Annotated in this window: 22 protein-coding genes; 9 read left to right on the top strand and 13 right to left on the bottom strand. The window is 62.2% G+C overall.

Features of this window, described 5'->3' with window-relative positions; genetic code table 11:
- Window positions 1-20: 20 nt before the first annotated feature.
- The 3 genes from AO692_RS20135 to dapD form a co-directional block, all read right to left on the bottom strand.
- Window positions 21-1199: a GGDEF domain-containing protein gene (locus tag AO692_RS20135; RefSeq protein ID WP_054311830.1), complete on the bottom strand. Its 1179-nt coding sequence runs from the start codon at window positions 1197-1199 to the stop codon at window positions 21-23.
- A 210-nt stretch (window positions 1200-1409) separates the two neighbouring features.
- Window positions 1410-1769, bottom strand: coding sequence for a DUF805 domain-containing protein (locus AO692_RS20130; protein WP_054311829.1), 360 nt, complete (start codon window positions 1767-1769; stop codon window positions 1410-1412).
- 11 nt (window positions 1770-1780) lie between these two features.
- A complete protein-coding gene (gene dapD, locus AO692_RS20125) occupies window positions 1781-2635 on the bottom strand; it encodes a 2,3,4,5-tetrahydropyridine-2,6-dicarboxylate N-succinyltransferase (RefSeq protein WP_054311828.1) in 855 nt (284 codons plus the stop codon).
- Between the two features lie 139 nt (window positions 2636-2774).
- On the opposite strand from dapD, the gene AO692_RS20120 reads away from it, so the two are divergent.
- Complete coding sequence (locus AO692_RS20120; protein WP_152979899.1) at window positions 2775-3614, top strand: LOG family protein; 840 nt, start codon at window positions 2775-2777, stop codon at window positions 3612-3614.
- A gap of 174 nt (window positions 3615-3788) precedes the next feature.
- On the opposite strand, the gene AO692_RS20115 is transcribed toward AO692_RS20120, so the two are convergent.
- Window positions 3789-4496 (bottom strand): pyrimidine 5'-nucleotidase, encoded by a 708-nt coding sequence (locus tag AO692_RS20115; protein ID WP_054311826.1) that lies wholly within the window; start codon window positions 4494-4496, stop codon window positions 3789-3791.
- A gap of 165 nt (window positions 4497-4661) precedes the next feature.
- Between AO692_RS20115 and AO692_RS20110 the strand changes: the two genes are divergently transcribed.
- On the top strand, window positions 4662-5417 hold the full coding sequence (locus tag AO692_RS20110) for a GGDEF domain-containing protein (RefSeq protein ID WP_054311825.1): 756 nt from the start codon (window positions 4662-4664) through the stop codon (window positions 5415-5417).
- 12 nt (window positions 5418-5429) lie between these two features.
- Here the strand turns inward: AO692_RS20110 and AO692_RS33395 are convergent, their stop codons facing one another.
- On the bottom strand, window positions 5430-5585 hold the full coding sequence (locus AO692_RS33395; RefSeq protein WP_162839667.1) for a hypothetical protein: 156 nt from the start codon (window positions 5583-5585) through the stop codon (window positions 5430-5432).
- A gap of 93 nt (window positions 5586-5678) precedes the next feature.
- Between AO692_RS33395 and AO692_RS20105 the strand changes: the two genes are divergently transcribed.
- The gene (locus AO692_RS20105) at window positions 5679-6164 is read left to right on the top strand and encodes a MarR family transcriptional regulator (RefSeq protein ID WP_054311824.1); all 486 of its coding nucleotides are present in this window, start codon (window positions 5679-5681) and stop codon (window positions 6162-6164) included.
- A gap of 15 nt (window positions 6165-6179) precedes the next feature.
- Here AO692_RS20105 and argB read toward each other — a convergent pair whose 3' ends face one another.
- Window positions 6180-7073 carry an acetylglutamate kinase gene (argB, locus tag AO692_RS20100; RefSeq protein ID WP_054311823.1) on the bottom strand — a complete coding sequence of 298 codons (894 nt, stop codon included), beginning with the start codon at window positions 7071-7073 and terminating at the stop codon, window positions 6180-6182.
- A gap of 153 nt (window positions 7074-7226) precedes the next feature.
- On the opposite strand from argB, the gene AO692_RS20095 reads away from it, so the two are divergent.
- From AO692_RS20095 to msrB, 5 genes are all read left to right on the top strand, one after another.
- On the top strand, window positions 7227-7850 hold the full coding sequence (locus AO692_RS20095) for a class I SAM-dependent methyltransferase (RefSeq protein ID WP_054311822.1): 624 nt from the start codon (window positions 7227-7229) through the stop codon (window positions 7848-7850).
- A gap of 64 nt (window positions 7851-7914) precedes the next feature.
- Entirely contained in the window at window positions 7915-8454 is a 540-nt protein-coding gene (locus AO692_RS20090; protein WP_054311821.1) for a sigma-70 family RNA polymerase sigma factor, read from the top strand.
- Window positions 8451-9164 carry an anti-sigma factor gene (locus tag AO692_RS20085; protein WP_152979898.1) on the top strand — a complete coding sequence of 238 codons (714 nt, stop codon included), beginning with the start codon at window positions 8451-8453 and terminating at the stop codon, window positions 9162-9164. The genes AO692_RS20090 and AO692_RS20085 overlap by 4 nt, the downstream gene beginning before the upstream one ends.
- Before the next feature lie 107 nt (window positions 9165-9271).
- Complete coding sequence (locus AO692_RS20080) at window positions 9272-9829, top strand: fasciclin domain-containing protein (RefSeq protein WP_054311819.1); 558 nt, start codon at window positions 9272-9274, stop codon at window positions 9827-9829.
- A gap of 166 nt (window positions 9830-9995) precedes the next feature.
- Window positions 9996-10496, top strand: a complete 501-nt coding sequence (gene msrB, locus AO692_RS20075) for a peptide-methionine (R)-S-oxide reductase MsrB (RefSeq protein ID WP_054311960.1) — start codon at window positions 9996-9998, stop codon at window positions 10494-10496.
- A 16-nt stretch (window positions 10497-10512) separates the two neighbouring features.
- Here msrB and AO692_RS20070 read toward each other — a convergent pair whose 3' ends face one another.
- Both AO692_RS20070 and AO692_RS20065 read right to left on the bottom strand, forming a co-directional pair.
- Window positions 10513-12096: a DHA2 family efflux MFS transporter permease subunit gene (locus AO692_RS20070; RefSeq protein ID WP_054311818.1), complete on the bottom strand. Its 1584-nt coding sequence runs from the start codon at window positions 12094-12096 to the stop codon at window positions 10513-10515.
- Window positions 12097-12108: 12 nt separating this feature from the next.
- Window positions 12109-13287 carry an HlyD family secretion protein gene (locus tag AO692_RS20065; protein WP_054311817.1) on the bottom strand — a complete coding sequence of 393 codons (1179 nt, stop codon included), beginning with the start codon at window positions 13285-13287 and terminating at the stop codon, window positions 12109-12111.
- 121 nt (window positions 13288-13408) lie between these two features.
- On the opposite strand from AO692_RS20065, the gene AO692_RS20060 reads away from it, so the two are divergent.
- Window positions 13409-14125 (top strand): TetR/AcrR family transcriptional regulator, encoded by a 717-nt coding sequence (locus tag AO692_RS20060; RefSeq protein WP_054311816.1) that lies wholly within the window; start codon window positions 13409-13411, stop codon window positions 14123-14125.
- 15 nt (window positions 14126-14140) lie between these two features.
- Here the strand turns inward: AO692_RS20060 and yihA are convergent, their stop codons facing one another.
- From yihA to rpmH, 5 genes are all read right to left on the bottom strand, one after another.
- A complete protein-coding gene (gene yihA, locus AO692_RS20055) occupies window positions 14141-14800 on the bottom strand; it encodes a ribosome biogenesis GTP-binding protein YihA/YsxC (RefSeq protein ID WP_054311815.1) in 660 nt (219 codons plus the stop codon).
- Window positions 14797-15435 (bottom strand): CatB-related O-acetyltransferase, encoded by a 639-nt coding sequence (locus tag AO692_RS20050; RefSeq protein ID WP_054311814.1) that lies wholly within the window; start codon window positions 15433-15435, stop codon window positions 14797-14799. The genes yihA and AO692_RS20050 overlap by 4 nt, the downstream gene beginning before the upstream one ends.
- 111 nt (window positions 15436-15546) lie before the next feature.
- The gene (gene yidC / locus AO692_RS20045) at window positions 15547-17340 is read right to left on the bottom strand and encodes a membrane protein insertase YidC (RefSeq protein ID WP_054311813.1); all 1794 of its coding nucleotides are present in this window, start codon (window positions 17338-17340) and stop codon (window positions 15547-15549) included.
- Window positions 17341-17360: 20 nt separating this feature from the next.
- Window positions 17361-17693 carry a ribonuclease P protein component gene (rnpA, locus tag AO692_RS20040; protein WP_200911762.1) on the bottom strand — a complete coding sequence of 111 codons (333 nt, stop codon included), beginning with the start codon at window positions 17691-17693 and terminating at the stop codon, window positions 17361-17363.
- Between the two features lie 34 nt (window positions 17694-17727).
- Window positions 17728-17862, bottom strand: coding sequence for a 50S ribosomal protein L34 (rpmH, locus tag AO692_RS20035; protein ID WP_008833937.1), 135 nt, complete (start codon window positions 17860-17862; stop codon window positions 17728-17730).
- Window positions 17863-17867: the final 5 nt, after the last annotated feature.

Raw genomic sequence — 17867 nt, 5'->3', positions numbered from 1 at the left:
TTACGGCACGGTTCGTCGAATCAGCCAGCGCTGGGCAGATGCGCGCGGTGCCGGCCTTTGCCCGCGCGCTTGGCCTCGTAAAGTGCAAGATCGGAGCAGGTGAGCAGCTGTTCCGGGGTGTCCCCGTCGACCGGCGCCCGCGCGCTGCCGGCGCTGAGGCCGATATAGGCCGGAGTGCCAACTTCGATGTCGAAGGCCTCGGAAACCGTTTCGATCGCCCGTTTGGCGAGATGAGCGGCCTCGATTTCCGATGTCCCCGGCAAAAGCACGATGAATTCGTCGCCACCGATCCGGAACACCATATCGGTGGCACGAAAGGTCTTTCTCAGCCGTTCGCCGACAAGACGCAGCAGCCGGTCGCCGGCGGTGTGGCCATGGCTGTCGTTGATATATTTGAAGCCGTCGAGATCCATGCTGAGCACGACGAAGGGCTTGCCGCCATTGGCCGCCGGGGTGGCCAATTGACCGCACATCCGGCGCAATTCTTCCTGCAGCAGGATGCGGTTGGGCAGCCCCGTCAGCGCGTCTCTGACCGCGAGGTCCCGGTTGTCGAGTTCCGCACGGATCATGCGCACGCTGATCTTATGGTTGTGGACGAGAACCCCGATGATGCCGGCGACATAGAACGGCATCTGGAGGCCGATCACCCACATGCCCGATTGCGGCGACAGCAGGGCGCCCAGCATGAAGGGCAGGCTGACCAGCAGCATGACCAGGATGGCATAGCGCGGGGTGGCCGCGTTGCGCGACGAGACGACGCCGACTACGCCCGCGACATTCAGCCCGGCAAGCACGGAAAGCACCAAGTTCTCGCTTGCGATGCAGCCGAAGCAGCCGAGCCCGAAGACGGCAGACCAGGCACCGCCGGCAATCATCAGGGCACCGAGGGGCGGAGTTTCACCGTGAAGCCGCGCCGCCTCGCAGCGCACGATCAAGGTGAACCGCAGAACCAGCAAGGCAAGATCGGCTGCGACCCATAACAAGGGCCACCAGGCCCCCGTCAGCACGATTGCCGTCGCTGCAAGAACGAGGACGCTCAGGCTGGCGAAGAGGATGGCGAATTTTCGGTCGTAGGTTGTTTCGAGGAAACGAGAGCGAACAGCCTTGGGTTCGTTCTCCAGCGGAGTCGAGAACCAGTCAAAAAGGCGCGCCGCATGTTCGGCGAGGCCGCTGCCGAGAACTTTTGCCGGGTCGGACAATCGTTCCCCCTGAGATGTCGCTACAACATCCCCTCTATCTTGCATGGATGACCTAAGAATCTCTTAGGATTCTGTTACAGCCGACACGACTGGAGCGTTTCCGTTTTTTCACGGAAGTGCTCCACCTCTTTGTCTTCGCGCAATTCCGGACGGAAAACCGTTGCAAGCTTTTCCTGGGATTGCTCTGGCGATCAGGATGTCGACCTGTCGTCAGGCCGGTGCGTTGGTCTCGCGGCCATAGCGGTTTGCGCCACGCGTTCCCTGCGGCAGACAGAGCAGAATAAATACGATGATGTCGCCGATGATGAAGAACAGGCCATACCAGCCGGTCCTGTCGAAATCATGCAGTCGCTTTGCGGCGAGCGCCAGGTGAGACAGGATCAACACGCCGAGCACCACCAGGAAGATGGAAGCCCATTGTTCCATCGTCGCTTGATCGGGCGCTGTGTAGAGCCGGTAGATCGGGTAGGAGCGGATGACATAGAGCAGCAGCCCGGCAAGCGCGAACGCTTGCCGGCTCAGTCGCCCGTTGAAGCCGAAGAACGCCCAAAGCGTCTGCTGGAGGCTCACGCGATCACCGCTCAGTCACGCAGCAGTTCGTTGATGGAGGTCTTCTCGCGCGTCTTGGCATCGACGCGTTTGACGATGACGGCGCAGTACAGGCTCGGGCCAGGTTCGCCATTCGGCAACGGCTTGCCCGGCAGCGAGCCCGCCACCACCACCGCATTGGCCGGCACTTCGCCGTAGAAGACTTCGCCGGTGGTGCGATCGATGATCTTTGTCGACTTGCCGATGAAGACGCCCATGCCGAGCACCGCGCCCTCGCGCACGATGCAGCCTTCGACGACTTCGGAACGCGCGCCGATGAAGCAGTTGTCCTCGATGATGGTCGGACCGGCCTGCATGGGCTCCAGAACACCGCCGATGCCGACACCGCCGGAGAGATGCACGTTCTTGCCGATCTGCGCGCAGGAGCCGACTGAGGCCCAGGTGTCGACCATGGTGCCGCTGTCGACATAGGCGCCGACATTGACGAAGGAAGGCATCAGCACGGCGCCGGGCGCGACATAGGCCGAACGGCGCACGACCGCCGACGGAACGGCCCGGAAGCCCGCCTTTTCGAATTCGAGCGACCCCCAGCCGTCGAACTTCGACGGAACCTTGTCCCACCAGGAAGCGCCGCCGGGCGCCCCCGAAATCAGTTCCATCGGCCTGAGGCGGAACGACAGCAGCACGGCCTTCTTCAGCCACTGGTTGACCTTCCACTGCCCATCGGCCTGGCGCTCGGCGACGCGTGCGGTGCCTTTGTCGAGCAGTTCCAGCGCTGATTCGATGGCGTCGCGTATCTCGCCGCGAGTCGCGGTTGAAATGCCGTCGCGCTCCTCGAAAGCCTTGTCGAGGGTCGTTTCAAGGCTCGCCAGATCGGGCTTCGACATCAAATGCTCCGTTACAATGCTGAGAAGGGCAGGCTCTTAACCTGTTTGAAAGCCGCGCGGACCCTATTTGAAGGGAATGTGAGGGTCAATCGCAGCTGCGTCACGGGACGACGCTCGAAAGGGATTTGGACGGGTGGATATGAACCCAATGGAAAAGACGGGCTGGACGCCCCTGCCTCATTCGGACGAAGACCTGGAGCGCTCCAGAAGCGTACCTGATACGCCTCAGACGCGGGCTTCCACCTACCGTCTCGCCTGGAATGACGAAGAGTTCATGACGCGGCGCGAATTGAGGCCGGTGCGGCTGCAGCTCGAACTGCTGAAGCCTGAGATGATTCTGGCCGAGCGTGGTATCCGCTCCACGGTCATCCTGTTTGGCGGTGCCCGTATTCCTGAGCCGGGCGGTGAGGCCTGGGCCGCCAAGAACGAGACGCAGAAACGCAATCTCGAAAAGAACAGCCGCTATTACGACGAGGCGCGTAAATTTGCCCGGTTGTGCTCGCAGCACTCGGCGGCATCCTATTATCGCGAGTTCGTGGTCGTCACGGGCGGTGGGCCGGGTGTGATGGAGGCCGGCAACCGTGGTGCCGACGATGTCGGGGCGCCGTCGATCGGCCTCAACATCGTGCTGCCGCATGAGCAGGCACCAAACCCCTACGTGACGCCGGAGCTGTGTTTCAACTTCCACTACTTCGCCATCCGCAAGATGCATTTCGTCATGCGGGCGAAGGCCGTGGCGGTATTCCCTGGCGGCTTCGGCACCATGGACGAGTTCTTCGAGACGCTGACGCTGATCCAGACCGGGCGCATGGAACGGGTGCCAGTGATCCTGTTCGGCAAGGAATTCTGGCAACGCGCCATCGACCTGGATTACCTGGCCGAGCAGGGCACCATCACGCCGGGCGACCAGGACATCATCGACTTCGTCGACACCGCCGACGAAGCCTGGGACATCGTCCGCCGCTTCTACACGCTCTGAGGCGCGGCCCTAGAGCGTTTCCGCTTTCCCGGAAACGCTCTAACCCTTTGTTTTTTCGTAATTCCGGACGCAAGATCGATGCACAATCTTGCTGGAATTGCTATAGGTTCGACGGTCCCATCGTCCGTCGCCGGTGAACCGTCATCGATGGCTGCTTCGACGAGGTGAGACGTCTCAAGCGGGCGTTTCGATGATGGTCGACAGGAAGCCGGCGAGATCGTCCGTGACGTAGTCGACGTCGTCGGCGTTGTCCGGATCGCGCTCCCAGATCTCGGAGAAGGTCGGCTCGAAATTGCGCGGCACCACCAGCACCGTCGCCATGCCGAGTGCCTTCGGCACAGCGAGATTGCGAGCCAGATCCTCGAACATCACCGAGTTCGGGCCGCTGACTGCATGGAGCGCCGCGAACTTTTCATAGGTCTGGCGCGCCGGCTTCGGTGTCAGCCCTGCCGCGACGATGTCAAAAATGTCATCGAAATGATCGAGAATGCCGAGCTGGCGTGCCGCACGTTCGGCATGGCCGCGATCGCCGTTGGTGAAGATGAACTTGCGCCCCGGCAATTGCCGGATCGCCGTTCCCAGAACCGGGTCCGGCACCAACCAGGAATAATCGATGTCGTGCACCTTCTCCAGGAAGTCGTCCGGATTGATGTTGTGGCGCTCCATCAGGCCGTTCAGCGTGGTGCCGTATTCCAGATAGAGCTCCTTCTGCAGCTTGCGCGCATCCTCGCGCGGTAGCCTGAGCAGTTCCGACACATAAGCCGTCATCTTCGCGTCGATCTGCGAGAATAGGTTGGAGTGGTGCGGATAGAGCGTGTTGTCGAGGTCGAACACCCAGTCGGTGACATGGGTAAAGCGAGCGGGATCGGGGGATTCGGTCATGACGCAGTTATCGCATGAAACCAGCGAAGCGGAAGCAGCTATGTCGATCGCTTTTGCGGACCGATTGGGGCCAAATTGGCGCGATCGTTCAAATTTTAGCCAGCGCTTAAAGAAGACCTTCAGGTCTGGCCGTCATAAGGCCGCTTGCGGGGACGGAGGGCAGTTATGACCAGCATAGTCATGCGTTCCGCGGCTGTCGCTGGTGCCGCGGTTCTCGTCTCGTTTCTGGTCGTTCTCGCCGTCGGGTTTCTGTCCAGCAATCTCATTGGCCTCGATGCCTGGGTCATCGGCACGATCTGTCCGTTGCTCATCGCCGGGCCGACAAGCGCGTACATGTTTGCGCAGGGCGACAGGCTGAAGGCCGCGCATCGCGAACTTGCCCGGGCCCATGCGCAGCTGGCGGTCGCGCACAGGCGCCTGTCCGACAAGGCCAGCCGCGACGACATGACCGGCATGCTCAACCGTGAGAGTTTTTTTTCGGCGCTGGAAAGCGCCAGGGGCAAGACCGGCGGCGCGCTGCTCATCATAGATGCCGATCATTTCAAGGCAATCAACGACAGCTACGGTCACCTCACCGGTGACGAGGCGTTGTTGCTGATTGCCGGCGCCATCAAGCGCGCGATGCGCACCGGCGACGCCCTCGGCCGCATCGGCGGCGAGGAGTTCGCCGCCTTCCTGCATGGTGCCGACGAGCGGGAGGCCGCCCGCATCGCCGAACGGATCCGCACGGAAGTCGAGCTGATCCTGTTCAGGCCGATGGAACGCATCGTCAGACTGACGGTGTCGATCGGCGGCGCACTTTTCCAGGAAACGATGACATTGCCCGATCTCATGCGCAGCGCCGACCTGCGCCTCTACGAAGCCAAGCGCCGCGGCCGCAACCTGGTGATCGTTGGGGCTGCAGTTTCTCGCGCAGCCTGACCGCGCCGGCGCTCAGAAACCGTAGATGGCAATGCGCAGCAGCACTGCCGCAATCGCCAGCGAAACGATCATGACGCCCATGCCGATCGGCGATCCCCAGCCGTGCCATTCCATGGAACGCTCGGCGAAACGCATTTCTTCTTCTCGCGACATCTGTGATTGGGCCATCGGGCCTCTCCTTCTTCATAGGTTCGACTTGTCGGCATCTCGACTTTCATCTAATGATACGTTGGTCGAAATGTTCGATGGATTGATAGTTAGATGATCGAAACAAATTCGTCAATCGTGAATCGCGACGAGCTGCTCAGCGCGTTGTTGAGCGCCATCATGCGCTGGCAGGACGAGACGCAGAGTTTCGATGAGGCGGTGCGCGAGAAAATGGGCATCAACAGCGCCGAAGGCCGCTGTCTCAGCCTGCTGTATCACGGACCCCAGTCGGCGGGCGCCATTGCGCGGGTTTCGGGTCTGACGCCGGCGGCGGTCACGGCGCTGATCGACAGATTGGAGGCGCGCGGTTTTCTCACACGCACCCGCAGCACCGAGGACAGGCGCAAAGTGGTGGTCGGGGCCACCCAAAAGACACGTGATCTGTCGGCGCGCTATTATGGCGGCATCGCGCGCGAGGGCGAAAAGATGCTGCGCGCCTTCAACGATGCCGAGCTCGGCACGATCCTGGAATTCATGACAGCGGCGGCCGACCTTCAGCACAACGAGCTGCGCAAGCTGAAGACCAGCGACACAGACTGACGGGAATGCCTCGCTTTACGGCACGATCAGCGTGCCGGCGCCGTGTTCGGTGAAGAGTTCCAGCAGCACCGAATGCGGCGTCTTGCCGTTGAGGATGACGACGCCTTCGACGCCGCGTTCGATCGCCTCGATGCAGGTCTCCACCTTGGGGATCATGCCGCCGGAAACCGTGCCGTCGGCGATCAGGGCCTTGGCTTCCGCCACGGTCAGTTCGTCGATGAGTTTCTTGTTCTTGTCGAGCACGCCGGGAACATCGGTGAGGAACAGAAGCCGCGTGGCCTTGACCGCGCCGGCGATGGCGCCGGCGAAAGTATCGGCGTTGATGTTGTAGGTGTGGCCGTCGCGGCCGGGCGCCACCGGTGCCAGCACCGGGATCATTTCCGAGCGCGCGAGCAGGTCGAGCAGGGTACGGTCGACCTCGACGGGTTCACCGACAAAACCGAGATCGAGCACGCGCTCGATGTTGGAGTCTGGGTCCTTGATCGTCTTGTGGGCCTTCTGGGCGAAGACCATGTTGCCGTCCTTGCCGCACAGGCCGATCGCCCACTCGCCCTCTGCATTGATGAGCGCCACGATCTCCTTGTTGATCGAGCCGGCCAGCACCATTTCGACGATCTCGACGGTCTTTTCGTCGGTGACACGCAGGCCGCCCTCGAAGCGCGACTCGATGCCCATCTTGGCCAGCATGGCCGCGATCTGCGGGCCGCCGCCGTGGACGACGATCGGGTTCACGCCGGACTGCTTCAGAAGCGCGATGTCGCGGGCAAATGCCTTGCCGAGCTCGATGTCGCCCATGGCGTGGCCGCCATACTTCACCACAACCGTCTTGTTCTCGTAGCGCTGCATATAGGGCAGCGCCCTCGAGAGCAGCGCGGCCTGCATTTCGGCGTTGGCGGCGACGTCCGTCATGGCGAATTTCCCGGCTGGCTGGAAAGAAACGGCGAGGTCTTAGCGGGAAACGACGAGAGGGGCAATCGATAGGAGGCGCGCAAGTCTTGTTTTGGCGCGAAGCCGGCGTCATCTGTTCGTGAACAGCGGTGAAACTGTCAGAGAGATGTCACGATGACCGAGTTCGATGCGAAAGCCCATTGGCAGGACGTCTATGTCAGCAAGGCAACGACCGCCGTCAGCTGGTACCAGGAGACACCGGCGCCCTCGCTCGACCTGTTGCAATTGGTGGGCGCGAAGCCAGACTCCGGCATCATCGATATCGGCGGCGGCGCGTCGATCCTGACCGACACGCTTCTCGCGCTCGACTATAGCGATCTTTCCGTACTCGATGTTTCGCAAGCTGCGCTTGAGGCGGCGCAGGCGCGTCTCGGCGCTGCGGCCGGCAAGGTCGACTGGATTGTCGCGGACGTCACACAATGGCGTCCCGAACGCAGCTATGACGTCTGGCACGATCGTGCCGCGTTCCATTTCCTGGTCGAGGAAGCGAGCCGGACCGCCTATGTCGAGCGGCTGCGTTCAGCTCTGCGTGTCGGCGGTCATGCGGTCATCGGCACGTTTGCGCCCGATGGACCGGAAAAATGCAGCGGCCTAACGGTGCAACGCTACGACGCGCAATCCCTCGGCGCTGCGCTCGGTGCCGGCTTCCGGCTCGTCGACGGCCGGCGCCACGACCATGTTACGCCGTGGGGCGCGACGCAGCATTTCCACTTCGGCACGTTTTGTCGCGAGGCTTGATCGCTGCCGGGAGCTTCCTTGCTGCCGCTATGCAAGACGCGACGGTCATCATAATCTGGCGCCGATGACGCCCGAGGACATCGCGAGACTGATCGTCCGGACTTCGCTGAAGGACCGGGCCGCGTTCGATCTGCTCTACCGGCAGACGAACGCGAAACTTTTCGGCGTCTGCCTGCGTGTCTTGAGCGATCGCGCGGAGGCCGAGGAGGCTTTGCAGGAGGTGTTCGTCAAGGTCTGGACGAAAGCCGACCGCTTCGCCGTCTCGGAGCTGAGCCCGATGTCGTGGCTGATCGCGGTGGCGCGCAACCATGCCATCGATCGCATCAGGGCGCGTCGCAGACCGGCTGCCGATATCGACGCCGCGCTCGATGTGGCCGATCCGGCGCCGGGACCCGAGGCAATGGCGGTGGCGGGTGGCGAGGCTGACCGCATCCACCGTTGCCTGGAGGAGCTTGAGCAGGATCGGGCGGATGCCGTACGGGGCGCCTATCTCAAGGGAGAGAGTTATGTCGAACTTGCGGAACGCCATGGCGTTCCGCTCAACACGATGCGAACCTGGCTGCGGCGCAGCCTGATCAGATTGCGGGAATGCCTGGAGCGATGACGGCAAGCGACCCCACCGGACCGGAACGCGACGACGACGCCTTGGCCGCGGAGTATGTGCTCGGCGTGCTTTCGGCGGATGAACGTCGGGCGACCGCACAGCGGGCCGAACAGGATCCTGCCTTCGCGCGCCTGGTCGATGCCTGGGAGGGTCGGCTTTCGCCTCTTGCTGCCGGCTATGCCGAGGTGGAAGCGCCGGCAGCGGTGAAAGCAGCGATCGATCGTCGCCTGTTTGCGAACGGTACCACCCAGCAGGATCGTGGCGGTGTCTGGTCCAGCCTCGCCTTCTGGCGCGGTCTGGCTGCCGCTGCCGTCGCAGCGCTGGTGCTTGCCGTCGCCATTCCCTATCTCGGCGCGCCACCTTCGCCGCCGCAGGCGGAACTGGTCGCGTCGCTGGCTGCCGAAGGCAGCGACGTCCGCTATGTTGCGGTCTATGATGGGGTCCGCAACGAGGTGCGGCTGTCCCGCCTTGCCGGTCAGCTCGCATCGGACAAGGATTTCGAACTCTGGCTGATCGAAGGCACGAACGCGCCGGTATCGGTCGGTGTTGTTCCCGCCGGCACCACCGCGCAATTGACCCCGTCGACGCCCGTTCAGGAGAAGCTGGCACAAGGTGCAGTTCTCGCCATCAGCCTCGAACCGAAAGGCGGTTCGCCAACCGGGCAGCCGACCGGGCCCGTGGTAGCTGCCGGCGATCTGAAGGACATCTGATTCAGCCAGCGCCGCCAAAAAATTTCCGACCGGCTGAAACTCGGAAAGATCACGCCCCGTATCTCCTCGCGTCCCCAAAGAGGGTTGGAACCAGAGGAGATTGAAATATGCGCAAGATCACCAAGCTGCTGTTCGCCGGCGCCGTTGCCATTTCCGCGCTTGCCGGCGTCGCCTACGCCAAGAATCCCATGGTCGGCGGTGCGCCGATGTACGCCGAGAAGAACATCATCGAGAATGCGGTGAACTCGAAGGATCACACCACGCTGGTCGCCGCGGTCAAGGCCGCAGGCTTGGTGGAGACCCTTCAGGGCAAGGGTCCGTTCACGGTCCTGGCGCCGACCAACGAGGCTTTTGCGGCACTGCCTAAGGGCACCGTTGAAACCTTGCTGAAGCCGGAAAACAAGGACAAGCTCACCAAGATCCTCACCTGCCATGTCGTCGCCGCCAAGGCGATGTCGGGCGACGTCGCCAAGATGGTCAAGGCCGATGGCGGTGCGCACAAGGTCAAGACCGCCGGGGGCTGCGAACTGACGCTGAAGGACAAGGGCGGCAAGGTCACAGTGACGGATGAAAGCGGCAATGTCGCCCATGTCACCATCGCCGATGTCGAGCAGTCGAACGGCGTCATCCATGTCATCGACAAGGTTCTGCTGCCCAAGATGTAACGGCAGGCCGGTTTCCAGCGAAAAGCAGGAAGAAGGCATGGCGGTCGCGCGTTGGTCCTTCCAGACTGGCGCGCGGCCGTTCTCAATCAACCCCTGTCGGGTCAACAGCAATTGATTTCACCACGAGTGCCGGACAGGGCAGGATACGAAAAAAGGAATGAGGCTCATGGATCGGCGTGATTTCCTTCTTGGCACAGCCGCTGTTGTGACGGCCGGAGCAGGCGCCTGGGCATTCTCGCGCCTTGGCGGCCCGCAGCCGGCGCGGGCCGAGACTTTCGAAATCCAGAAGAGCGATGCCGAATGGAAGGCCAGGCTCACGCCCGAGCAATATGCGGTGCTGCGCCAGGAGGATACGGAATATCCCGGGACCAGCGCTCTGCTGAATGAGCACCGCAAGGGTGTCTTCGCCTGTGCCGGCTGTGAGTTGCCGCTTTATGCGTCGGAGACGAAGTTCGATTCAGGCACCGGCTGGCCCAGTTTCTGGGAAGCCTTGCCGAATGCCGTCGGCACTCATGAGGACAGGACGCTCGGCATGGTGCGGGTGGAATGCCATTGCCGCCGTTGCGGCGGCCATCTCGGCCATATCTTCGACGACGGACCGCCGCCCACCGGCAAGCGCCATTGCATCAACGGCGTTGCGCTGAGCTTTAAGCCCGTCACGGCCTGACCCATTCGACGCAAGCTCAGTGGCCGTCGCCTCCGCCGCCGCCCGCTGCCGCTGGCGGCCGCTTGATGACCATTACGAAGGCGGCCAGCGAGGCAAACAGCATCGTCAGCAGATAGAATACGTCCATGAAGGACAGCAGCGCGGCCTGCTGATGCACGATGCCCGAGAGCTTGGAGAGGGCCGCGCTGTTGGCATCCAGTCCGCTCTGCGTCTGGAAGTTCAGAGTCATGTTGCGCAGCTTGTCCTGCGCTGCTTCGCTGCCCCATTGCACATGTTCCGACAGACGGGCGTAGTGGAAGGCATTGCGGTCGATCAGTATGGTGTTGATCAGCGCCAGCCCCACCGCGCCGCCCAGATTGCGGGTCAGGTTGAACAGGCCTGAGGCATTCTTCAGCCGCGACGGGTGCAAGGTGCCCAGCGCGATGTTGTTGATCGCCACCATGCACAGCATCATCGATGCCCCGCGCAGGATCTGTGGAACGAACAGCTCCCAGAAGTCCCAATCAGCGGTGAGATGCGTCATCTGCCACGTGCCGGCGGCGAAGCCGACAAAGCCGACTGCGATCATCAGGCGCGGGTCGAGCTTGTTCGACAGGATACCCGAGACCGGTGCCGTGAAGAACATGGCGAGGCCCGACACGAACAGCGCCTCGCCGATCATCATGGAATCGTAGCCGCGGATACGGCCGAGATAGATCGGATAGAGATAGGTGAGGCCATAAAGGCCGATACCCATGACGAAGGAGAACAGCGAGCCGAAGGCGAAGTTGATGTTGCTGAAGGCGCGCAGGTCGACGATGGGTTCCTCGGCGGTGAACACACGCCAGAAGAAGACGATCGCGCCGATGGTCATGACGACGGCGAAGATGAAGACCGACTGTTCCTGCAGCCAGTCGTGATTGGGGCCTTCCTCCAGGACATATTCCAGCGAGCCGAGGAAAGCGGCCATGCCGGCAAGGCCCCACCAGTCGAACTTCTTCAGCAGGCTCATATCCGGTTTGTCGAAGTCGATCAGCGTCCAGGCTGCCGTCGCAACCAGGATGCCGGGTACGACATTGATCAGGAACAGCCAGTGCCAGGACATGGCGTGGCTGATGTAGCCGCCGACCGTCGGGCCGATGGTCGGCGCCAGTGTGGCGACCAGGCCGATCATCGGCGACACGATCGCGCGCCGCGACGGTGGGAAGATGGTGAAGGCTGCCGCGAAGACCGAAGGGATCATGCCGCCGCCGATGAAGCCCTGGATAGCGCGGTAGACGATCATCTGGTCGATGTTGGTGGCGGTCGCGGCCAGCGCGCTGGCCGCCGTGAAGCCGGCAGCCGAGATCGTGAACAGCACGCGCGTGGACAGCATGCGGCTCAAGAAGCCCGACAGCGGGATCATGATGACCTCCGCGATCAAATAGGAAGTCTGCACCCACGGGATTTCGTCGGAGCTGGCGGAAAGGCCGGCCTGGATCTCGGCCAACGACGCCGACACGATCTGGATGTCGAGGATCGCCATGAACATGCCGAACACCATCGCCAGGAAGGCGATGATGCGTCTGGGTTCGATATGATCGACAGGCCTTGCTCCGGCAACGGCGTCGACGCTCGACATGGTCGCTTCCTGTTATTTGCTCGTTGCAGCCGGTGCGGTGCGGCTGTCCACGTCGACAATGACGCTAAGACCCGCGCGCAGCTTGCCCGTCGCGATGGCTTCGGGCGACACGTCGATGCGCACCGGAACGCGCTGCACCACCTTGGTGAAGTTGCCGGTGGCGTTTTCCGGCGGCAGCATCGAGAAGACCGCACCCGAGGCTGGTGCCAGCGACGAGACGGTCCCGTCGAGCATCTCGTTGTGCATGGCGTCGACCGCGATGCGCACCTTCTCACCCGGCACAAGGCGGGCAAGCTGTGTCTCCTTGAAGTTGGCGACGACGTACAGCTTGTTCATCGGTACGATCACGGCGAGCTTCTGGCCCGGGCTGACGAGATTGCCCTTTTCGACCGAGCGATTGCCGACGATGCCGTCGTAAGGAGCCCGCAGTACGGTGAAACCGAGGTCGCGCTCGGCCTTGTCCTTGGTCAGGCGCAGCGATGCCTGTGTGCTGGCCGTCTCCGCGCGCTGCGCTTCCAGCACGCCGATATTGGCGCTGGCCGCCGCGATCTGTGCTTCGGCACTGGCGAGCGAAGCGCGAGCCTGATCGACCGCTGTCTGCGCATCGTCCAGTTGCGCCTGCGTGGCGACATGGGTCTTCACCAGTTGCGCGGTGCGCGCTTGGGTACGCTGGGCATTGTCGGCGGCGGCTTGAGCCGAATTCCTCTGCGCCTCCGCCTGCTGCAGGGAAGCGTGCGCGGCGGTGACCTGTGCATCGATACGCGCCAGCGTCTTGTCCAGCGTCGCGATCTGGGCGGCGGCCTGGTCGACCGCGATGCGGTAGTCGCCGGCGTCGACAACAAAGAGCGCATCGCCAGCCTTCACCTGCTGGTTGTTCTCGACCTTGACCTCGTCGATGTAGCCGGAAACCTTCGGCGACACGAAAGCCATGTCGGCCTGGACATAGGCGTCGTCGGTCGAGATCATGAAACGACCGTCGGTCCAGTAGCCATAGCCATACCAGAGGCCGGCGCCTAGTAAGCCTGCTCCGATGATGGGCAACAGCAGCGAACGCGCCGAGCGTTTCTTCTTTGCCGGAGCTGCAGGCGCGGCTGCATTTTCCACGGGAGCCGTCGGCGCTTCGGCAGCCGGCGCCTTGGCATTCGGAAACGGATGGACTTCGGCTGAGGTCGGTGTAGTGGAGTTCGACATGACAACGCTCTTGTGGTTTGCGAACTGAACCGTTCGGTTCGATGTTGACTTAACGTAAGAACAGGCTCATATCAAGAGTGATCGAACCGGTTGGTTCGAATTATTTACGTGTACAGGGAAAATGAGCGAGACACTCATCGATACCGAAGCGAAATCGGACAAAGCCGACGAGGCCTCGGTGCGCGGCCGGCCCGCCGCTGGCCAGGATCCGGTCAAACGCGACCAGATCATGGAGGGCGCCCGCCGCGTCTTCATGGACAAAGGCTTTGACGCGGCTTCGATGAACGACGTCACCCGCGAGGCCGGTGTCTCGAAAGGCACGATCTACGTCTATTTCGACAACAAGGAAGAGCTGTTCGAGGCTCTGGTCGAGGAAGAGCGCTGCAAGATATTCCAGAATCTCTATGAGGTTCTGGACCGTGAGGACAATCTGAGGGATGTCCTTGAGGATTTCGGCATGGCCCTCTCCTACAAGATCACCTCGGACAAGGTGGTGATGGCGCAGCGCACCGTCATCGGTGCCGCCGAGCGGATTCCCGAGCTGGGCCTGCGTTTCTACGAGGAAGGCCCGAAGAAAGGTCACGCCAAGGTGGGGGCGTTCCTCAGCCGGGCCGTTGCAAAAGGCCTGCTCGAGATATCCGACGTCGATCTTGCCGCCTACCAGCTTTCCGAACTCTGCATGGCAGGCCTGCTCAGGCAGCGCCTGTATGGCTACCGCCGCCAGTCGCCCCCCGAGCACGAAATCAGGCATGTGGTGCGGTCGGGGGTCGACGTCTTCCTGAAAGCCTATGGAACGGAAGTGTTCGCCGCTCAGGACAGAGCCAGGCGTAAGGCTTAAACGGCGGGGCGCCGATCACCCGCCATTGGCGACCAGAACGATCGCTGTGCGGAGTTCTTCGAGCCCGCCCGCCTTTTCCGATGACGTTGCCAGCACGCCCGGGAAAGCCGCCGGCCTTTTTTTGATCTTTGCAAGTGTTTCTTCGATCAGCCGCGGCACGCCTGCGGTTTTGATCTTGTCCGTCTTGGTCAACACGATCTGGTAGGAGACGGCCGCCTTGTCGAGCAGTGTCAGCACGTCCTCGTCGTTCTTCTTGATGCCGTGCCGCGCGTCGATCAGCACATAGACGCGTTTCAGCGTCACCCGGCCTTTCAGATAGTCGAAGACAAGCTTGGTCCACTGGTCGACCTGATCCTTCGGTGCCTGGGCATAGCCGTAGCCAGGCATGTCGACCAGCGCCAGCGGCGGCAGGTCGGCGCCTTCCCCGGAAAACCCGTCGGGCACGAAATAATTGAGTTCCTGCGTGCGCCCGGGTGTGTTGGACGTGCGGGCCAGCCCCTTCTGGCCGACCAGCGCGTTGATCAGCGACGATTTGCCGACATTGGAGCGGCCGGCAAAAGCGATCTCCGACGGGCCTTCGGGCGGCAGGAACTTCATGGCGGGCACGCCGCGGATGAAGACCCATGGCCGCGTGAAGATGTCCTCGCCGACCGCGGTGATCGTTTCCGCCGTCACGCCGATGCCTCGAGCCGGTCGATATCGGCACCTCGGATGGCATCGAGGTTGCGAGTGATCTTGTCTGCCGGCCAGTCCCACCAGGCGATCTGCTGCAGGCGCGCGATGGTCTCATCGTCGAAGCGCATCTTCACCACCTTGGCGCTGTTGCCGGCGGCGATCGCATAGGGCGGCACGTCGCGTGTCACCACCGACTTGGCGGCGATGATGGCGCCGTCGCCGATCTTCACACCCGGCATGATCGCGGTGTTCATGCCGATCCACACGTCATTGCCGATCACGGTGTCGCCGCGCAGCTCGGCTTTCCATGTCGCGACGTCGAAACCCTTTTCCCAGCCATGGCTGAAGATGTTGAACGGATAGGTCGAGAAGCCGCCCATGACATGGTTGGCGCCGTTCATGATGAAGCGGGCACCCTCGGAGATGGCGCAGAATTTGCCGATGATCAGCTTGTCTCCGATGAAGGCATGATGATGCAGCACGCAGGTCTCGACGAAACTCTCCGGCCCGCCGGGATCGTCATAGTAGGTGTAGTCGCCGATCTCGATGTTGGGAGCGTGGACGATCGGCTTCAGGAAGCCGACCCGATTGTGATGCAGGGTCGGATGTTTGGTGTTGGGATTAGGGCCGTTCATTGTGATCTCCGGCGAGATTGCGGCGGACCTGAAAGATAGCCCAATCTTTTCGCCAATAGCAAAAGGCCCCGGCTGTGCCAGGGCCTTTTTTCGGGGGATGGTTTAGAACCGCTATTCGGCGGGTGTCGGTTTCTTCTTGAACATGCCGGCCAGATTGTCCCACAGCTCGATCTTGGCGCCCTGCCGCTTCATGATCGCACCCTGCTGCAAGATCGACAGAAGGTTGTTCCAGGCCCAGTAGATCACCAGACCGGCTGGGAAGCCTGCCATCATGAAGGTGAAGATCACCGGCATCCAGGTGAAGATCGCGGCCTGTGTCGGATCGGGCGGCGCCGGGTTCATGCGCATCTGCAGGAACATGGTCACGCCCATCAGCAGCGGCCAGATGCCGATGTGCAGCATGGCCGGCGTGGCGAAAGGCAAAAGACCGAACAGGTTGAACAGCGACGTCGGATCGGGTGCGGCCAGGTCATGGATCCAGCCGAAGAACGGCGCGTGCCGCATTTCGATGGTGACGTAGAGCACCTTGTAGAGCGCGAAGAATACCGGGATCTGGATCACCACCGGCCAGCAGCCGGCGATCGGATTGATCTTCTCGGTCTTGTACAGCTCCATCATCGCCTGTTGCTGCTTCATCTTGTCATCCGCGTATTTCTCGCGGATCTCCAGCATCTTGGGCTGCACCTTCTTCATGTTCGCCATCGACTTGTACGACTTGTTGGCGAGCGGGAAGAAGATCGCCTTGACGATGACGGTGGTGGCAAGGATCGCCAGGCCGAAATTGCCGAAGAATTTGTAGAGCGTATCGATCAGCCAGAACATCGGCTTGGTGATGAAGGAGAACCAGCCCCAGTCGATCAGCAGATCGAAACGGCGGATGTCGAGATCCTTTTCGTAGGCGGTGATCTTCGACACTTCCTTGGCGCCGGCGAAGACCAGCGATTCCACCGTGGTCGACTGCCCCGGTTCGATGGTGATCGGATCGGTCAGGAAGTCGGACTGATAGCGCGGACGGCCATCGTCGAAATAGGCGAAGCGCGGCTGGAACGGCTGCTTTTCAGTCGGGACCAGCGTCACCGCCCAGTATTTGTCGGTGATGCCGAGCCAGCCGTCGGTCGACTTGGCTGGCACATACTGCTTGTCCTTTTCGACGGACGCGTATTTGTGCTCCTGCAGGCCTTCCTCACCGGTCACGCCGATCAGGCCTTCATGCAGCACGTAGATCGAGGGCGTGCTCGGCTTGTCGAAGCGGGTGACGCGGCCATAATTCGAGAGGGTAACCGGGGCCGAGCCGGCATTCTGCACCGTGTCGGAGACCTTGAACATGTAGTTCTCGTCCACCGAGATGGTGCGCTTGAAGGTCAGGCCCTTGTCGTTGGTATAGCTCAGCGTCACCGGCGTCGTCGGCGTCAGCGTGGCGTTGCCGTCGACAGTCCATACCGTGTCCGGGCTCGGCACCTTGCCGGTCGTCTCATTGCCGACAAAGCCGAGTTCGGCATAGTAGCCGTTCGGCAGCGCCGATGGGTTGAGCAGCTCGATCTCGGGCGAATTGTTGTCGACCGTCAGCCGGTAGCGCTTCAGCTTGAGGTCGTCGAGGCGTGCGCCTGTCAGGTTGATCGAGCCTTCGAGGCTCGGTGTGTCGATCTTGACGCGGCTGGTGGCCGCAAGCGCCTGTTCGCGTCCGGCCGGGGTCGACCCATCAGTGCCGGGCAAGCTCGGCACGGCGCCCTGCTGTGCCGGCGCCTGAGTGCCCGCCGCTGGTGCCGTCTTGGCCTGGCGCTCGGCCTCGATGCGTGCCGTCTCGCGCTGGGATTCGACGCGGGGGTTCATGTAGAACACCTGCCACAGCGTCAGGATCAGCACCGACAGGGCGATGGTGATGAAGAAATTGCGGTTGTTTTCCATCGAGACCTTGGCCTGTCGCGCTAGCGTTTTGCGTGGATACGGCGGGAAAGCTCGGCTTTCAGCTCACCGAATGGCGCGGCGAGTACATCCTCGCGCCCCACAATGACATAGTCATGGCCGCTTTCCATGTCAGCGGCGGCATAAGTGCGCACGGCTTCTTTCAGCCGCCGGCGAACCCGGTTGCGCACGACGGCGTTGCCGACCTTCTTGGTGACCGTGAAGCCGACACGCGGCGCTTCGCGATCGCCGCGGTTCAGCACTTCAACGAGGAAAAACCGCCCGCGCCGCTTTTCACCGCGCCGGACGGTCAGGAAATCCGTGCGTTTCAGAAGCCGTTTGGGTGCCTGTCCCATTGGCCGGGTCGAGGGCAACGGCCGTAGCGTCCGCTTAAGCGGACAGCCGCTTGCGACCGCGATTGCGGCGGGCAGCGACGACTCCGCGGCCACCCTTGGTGGCCATGCGAGCACGGAATCCGTGCCGGCGCTTGCGAACGAGCTTGGAGGGTTGGTAGGTGCGCTTCATTTGTT

This window comes from Mesorhizobium sp. 1M-11, from assembly GCF_001303895.1.
In the GTDB taxonomy this organism is placed as follows: Bacteria; Pseudomonadota; Alphaproteobacteria; order Rhizobiales; family Rhizobiaceae; genus Mesorhizobium.
This window is presented reverse-complemented; position numbering and strand designations above follow the sequence as displayed.

Excerpts from the sequence above, each read along its gene's own strand:
- dapD (WP_054311828.1), bottom strand. The coding sequence starts at position 2,635 with ATGTCGAAGCCCGATCTGGCGAGCCTTGAAACGACCCTCGACAAGGCT.
- AO692_RS20120 (WP_152979899.1), top strand. The coding sequence starts at position 2,775 with ATGAACCCAATGGAAAAGACGGGCTGGACGCCCCTGCCTCATTCGGAC.
- AO692_RS20115 (WP_054311826.1), bottom strand. The coding sequence starts at position 4,496 with ATGACCGAATCCCCCGATCCCGCTCGCTTTACCCATGTCACCGACTGG.
- AO692_RS20110 (WP_054311825.1), top strand. The coding sequence starts at position 4,662 with ATGACCAGCATAGTCATGCGTTCCGCGGCTGTCGCTGGTGCCGCGGTT.
- AO692_RS33395 (WP_162839667.1), bottom strand. The coding sequence starts at position 5,585 with ATGGCCCAATCACAGATGTCGCGAGAAGAAGAAATGCGTTTCGCCGAG.
- AO692_RS20105 (WP_054311824.1), top strand. The coding sequence starts at position 5,679 with ATGATCGAAACAAATTCGTCAATCGTGAATCGCGACGAGCTGCTCAGC.
- argB (WP_054311823.1), bottom strand. The coding sequence starts at position 7,073 with ATGACGGACGTCGCCGCCAACGCCGAAATGCAGGCCGCGCTGCTCTCG.
- AO692_RS20095 (WP_054311822.1), top strand. The coding sequence starts at position 7,227 with ATGACCGAGTTCGATGCGAAAGCCCATTGGCAGGACGTCTATGTCAGC.
- AO692_RS20090 (WP_054311821.1), top strand. The coding sequence starts at position 7,915 with ATGACGCCCGAGGACATCGCGAGACTGATCGTCCGGACTTCGCTGAAG.
- AO692_RS20085 (WP_152979898.1), top strand. The coding sequence starts at position 8,451 with ATGACGGCAAGCGACCCCACCGGACCGGAACGCGACGACGACGCCTTG.
- AO692_RS20080 (WP_054311819.1), top strand. The coding sequence starts at position 9,272 with ATGCGCAAGATCACCAAGCTGCTGTTCGCCGGCGCCGTTGCCATTTCC.
- msrB (WP_054311960.1), top strand. The coding sequence starts at position 9,996 with ATGGATCGGCGTGATTTCCTTCTTGGCACAGCCGCTGTTGTGACGGCC.
- AO692_RS20070 (WP_054311818.1), bottom strand. The coding sequence starts at position 12,096 with ATGTCGAGCGTCGACGCCGTTGCCGGAGCAAGGCCTGTCGATCATATC.
- AO692_RS20065 (WP_054311817.1), bottom strand. The coding sequence starts at position 13,287 with ATGTCGAACTCCACTACACCGACCTCAGCCGAAGTCCATCCGTTTCCG.
- AO692_RS20060 (WP_054311816.1), top strand. The coding sequence starts at position 13,409 with ATGAGCGAGACACTCATCGATACCGAAGCGAAATCGGACAAAGCCGAC.
- AO692_RS20050 (WP_054311814.1), bottom strand. The coding sequence starts at position 15,435 with ATGAACGGCCCTAATCCCAACACCAAACATCCGACCCTGCATCACAAT.
- yidC (WP_054311813.1), bottom strand. The coding sequence starts at position 17,340 with ATGGAAAACAACCGCAATTTCTTCATCACCATCGCCCTGTCGGTGCTG.
- rnpA (WP_200911762.1), bottom strand. The coding sequence starts at position 17,693 with ATGGGACAGGCACCCAAACGGCTTCTGAAACGCACGGATTTCCTGACC.
- rpmH (WP_008833937.1), bottom strand. The coding sequence starts at position 17,862 with ATGAAGCGCACCTACCAACCCTCCAAGCTCGTTCGCAAGCGCCGGCAC.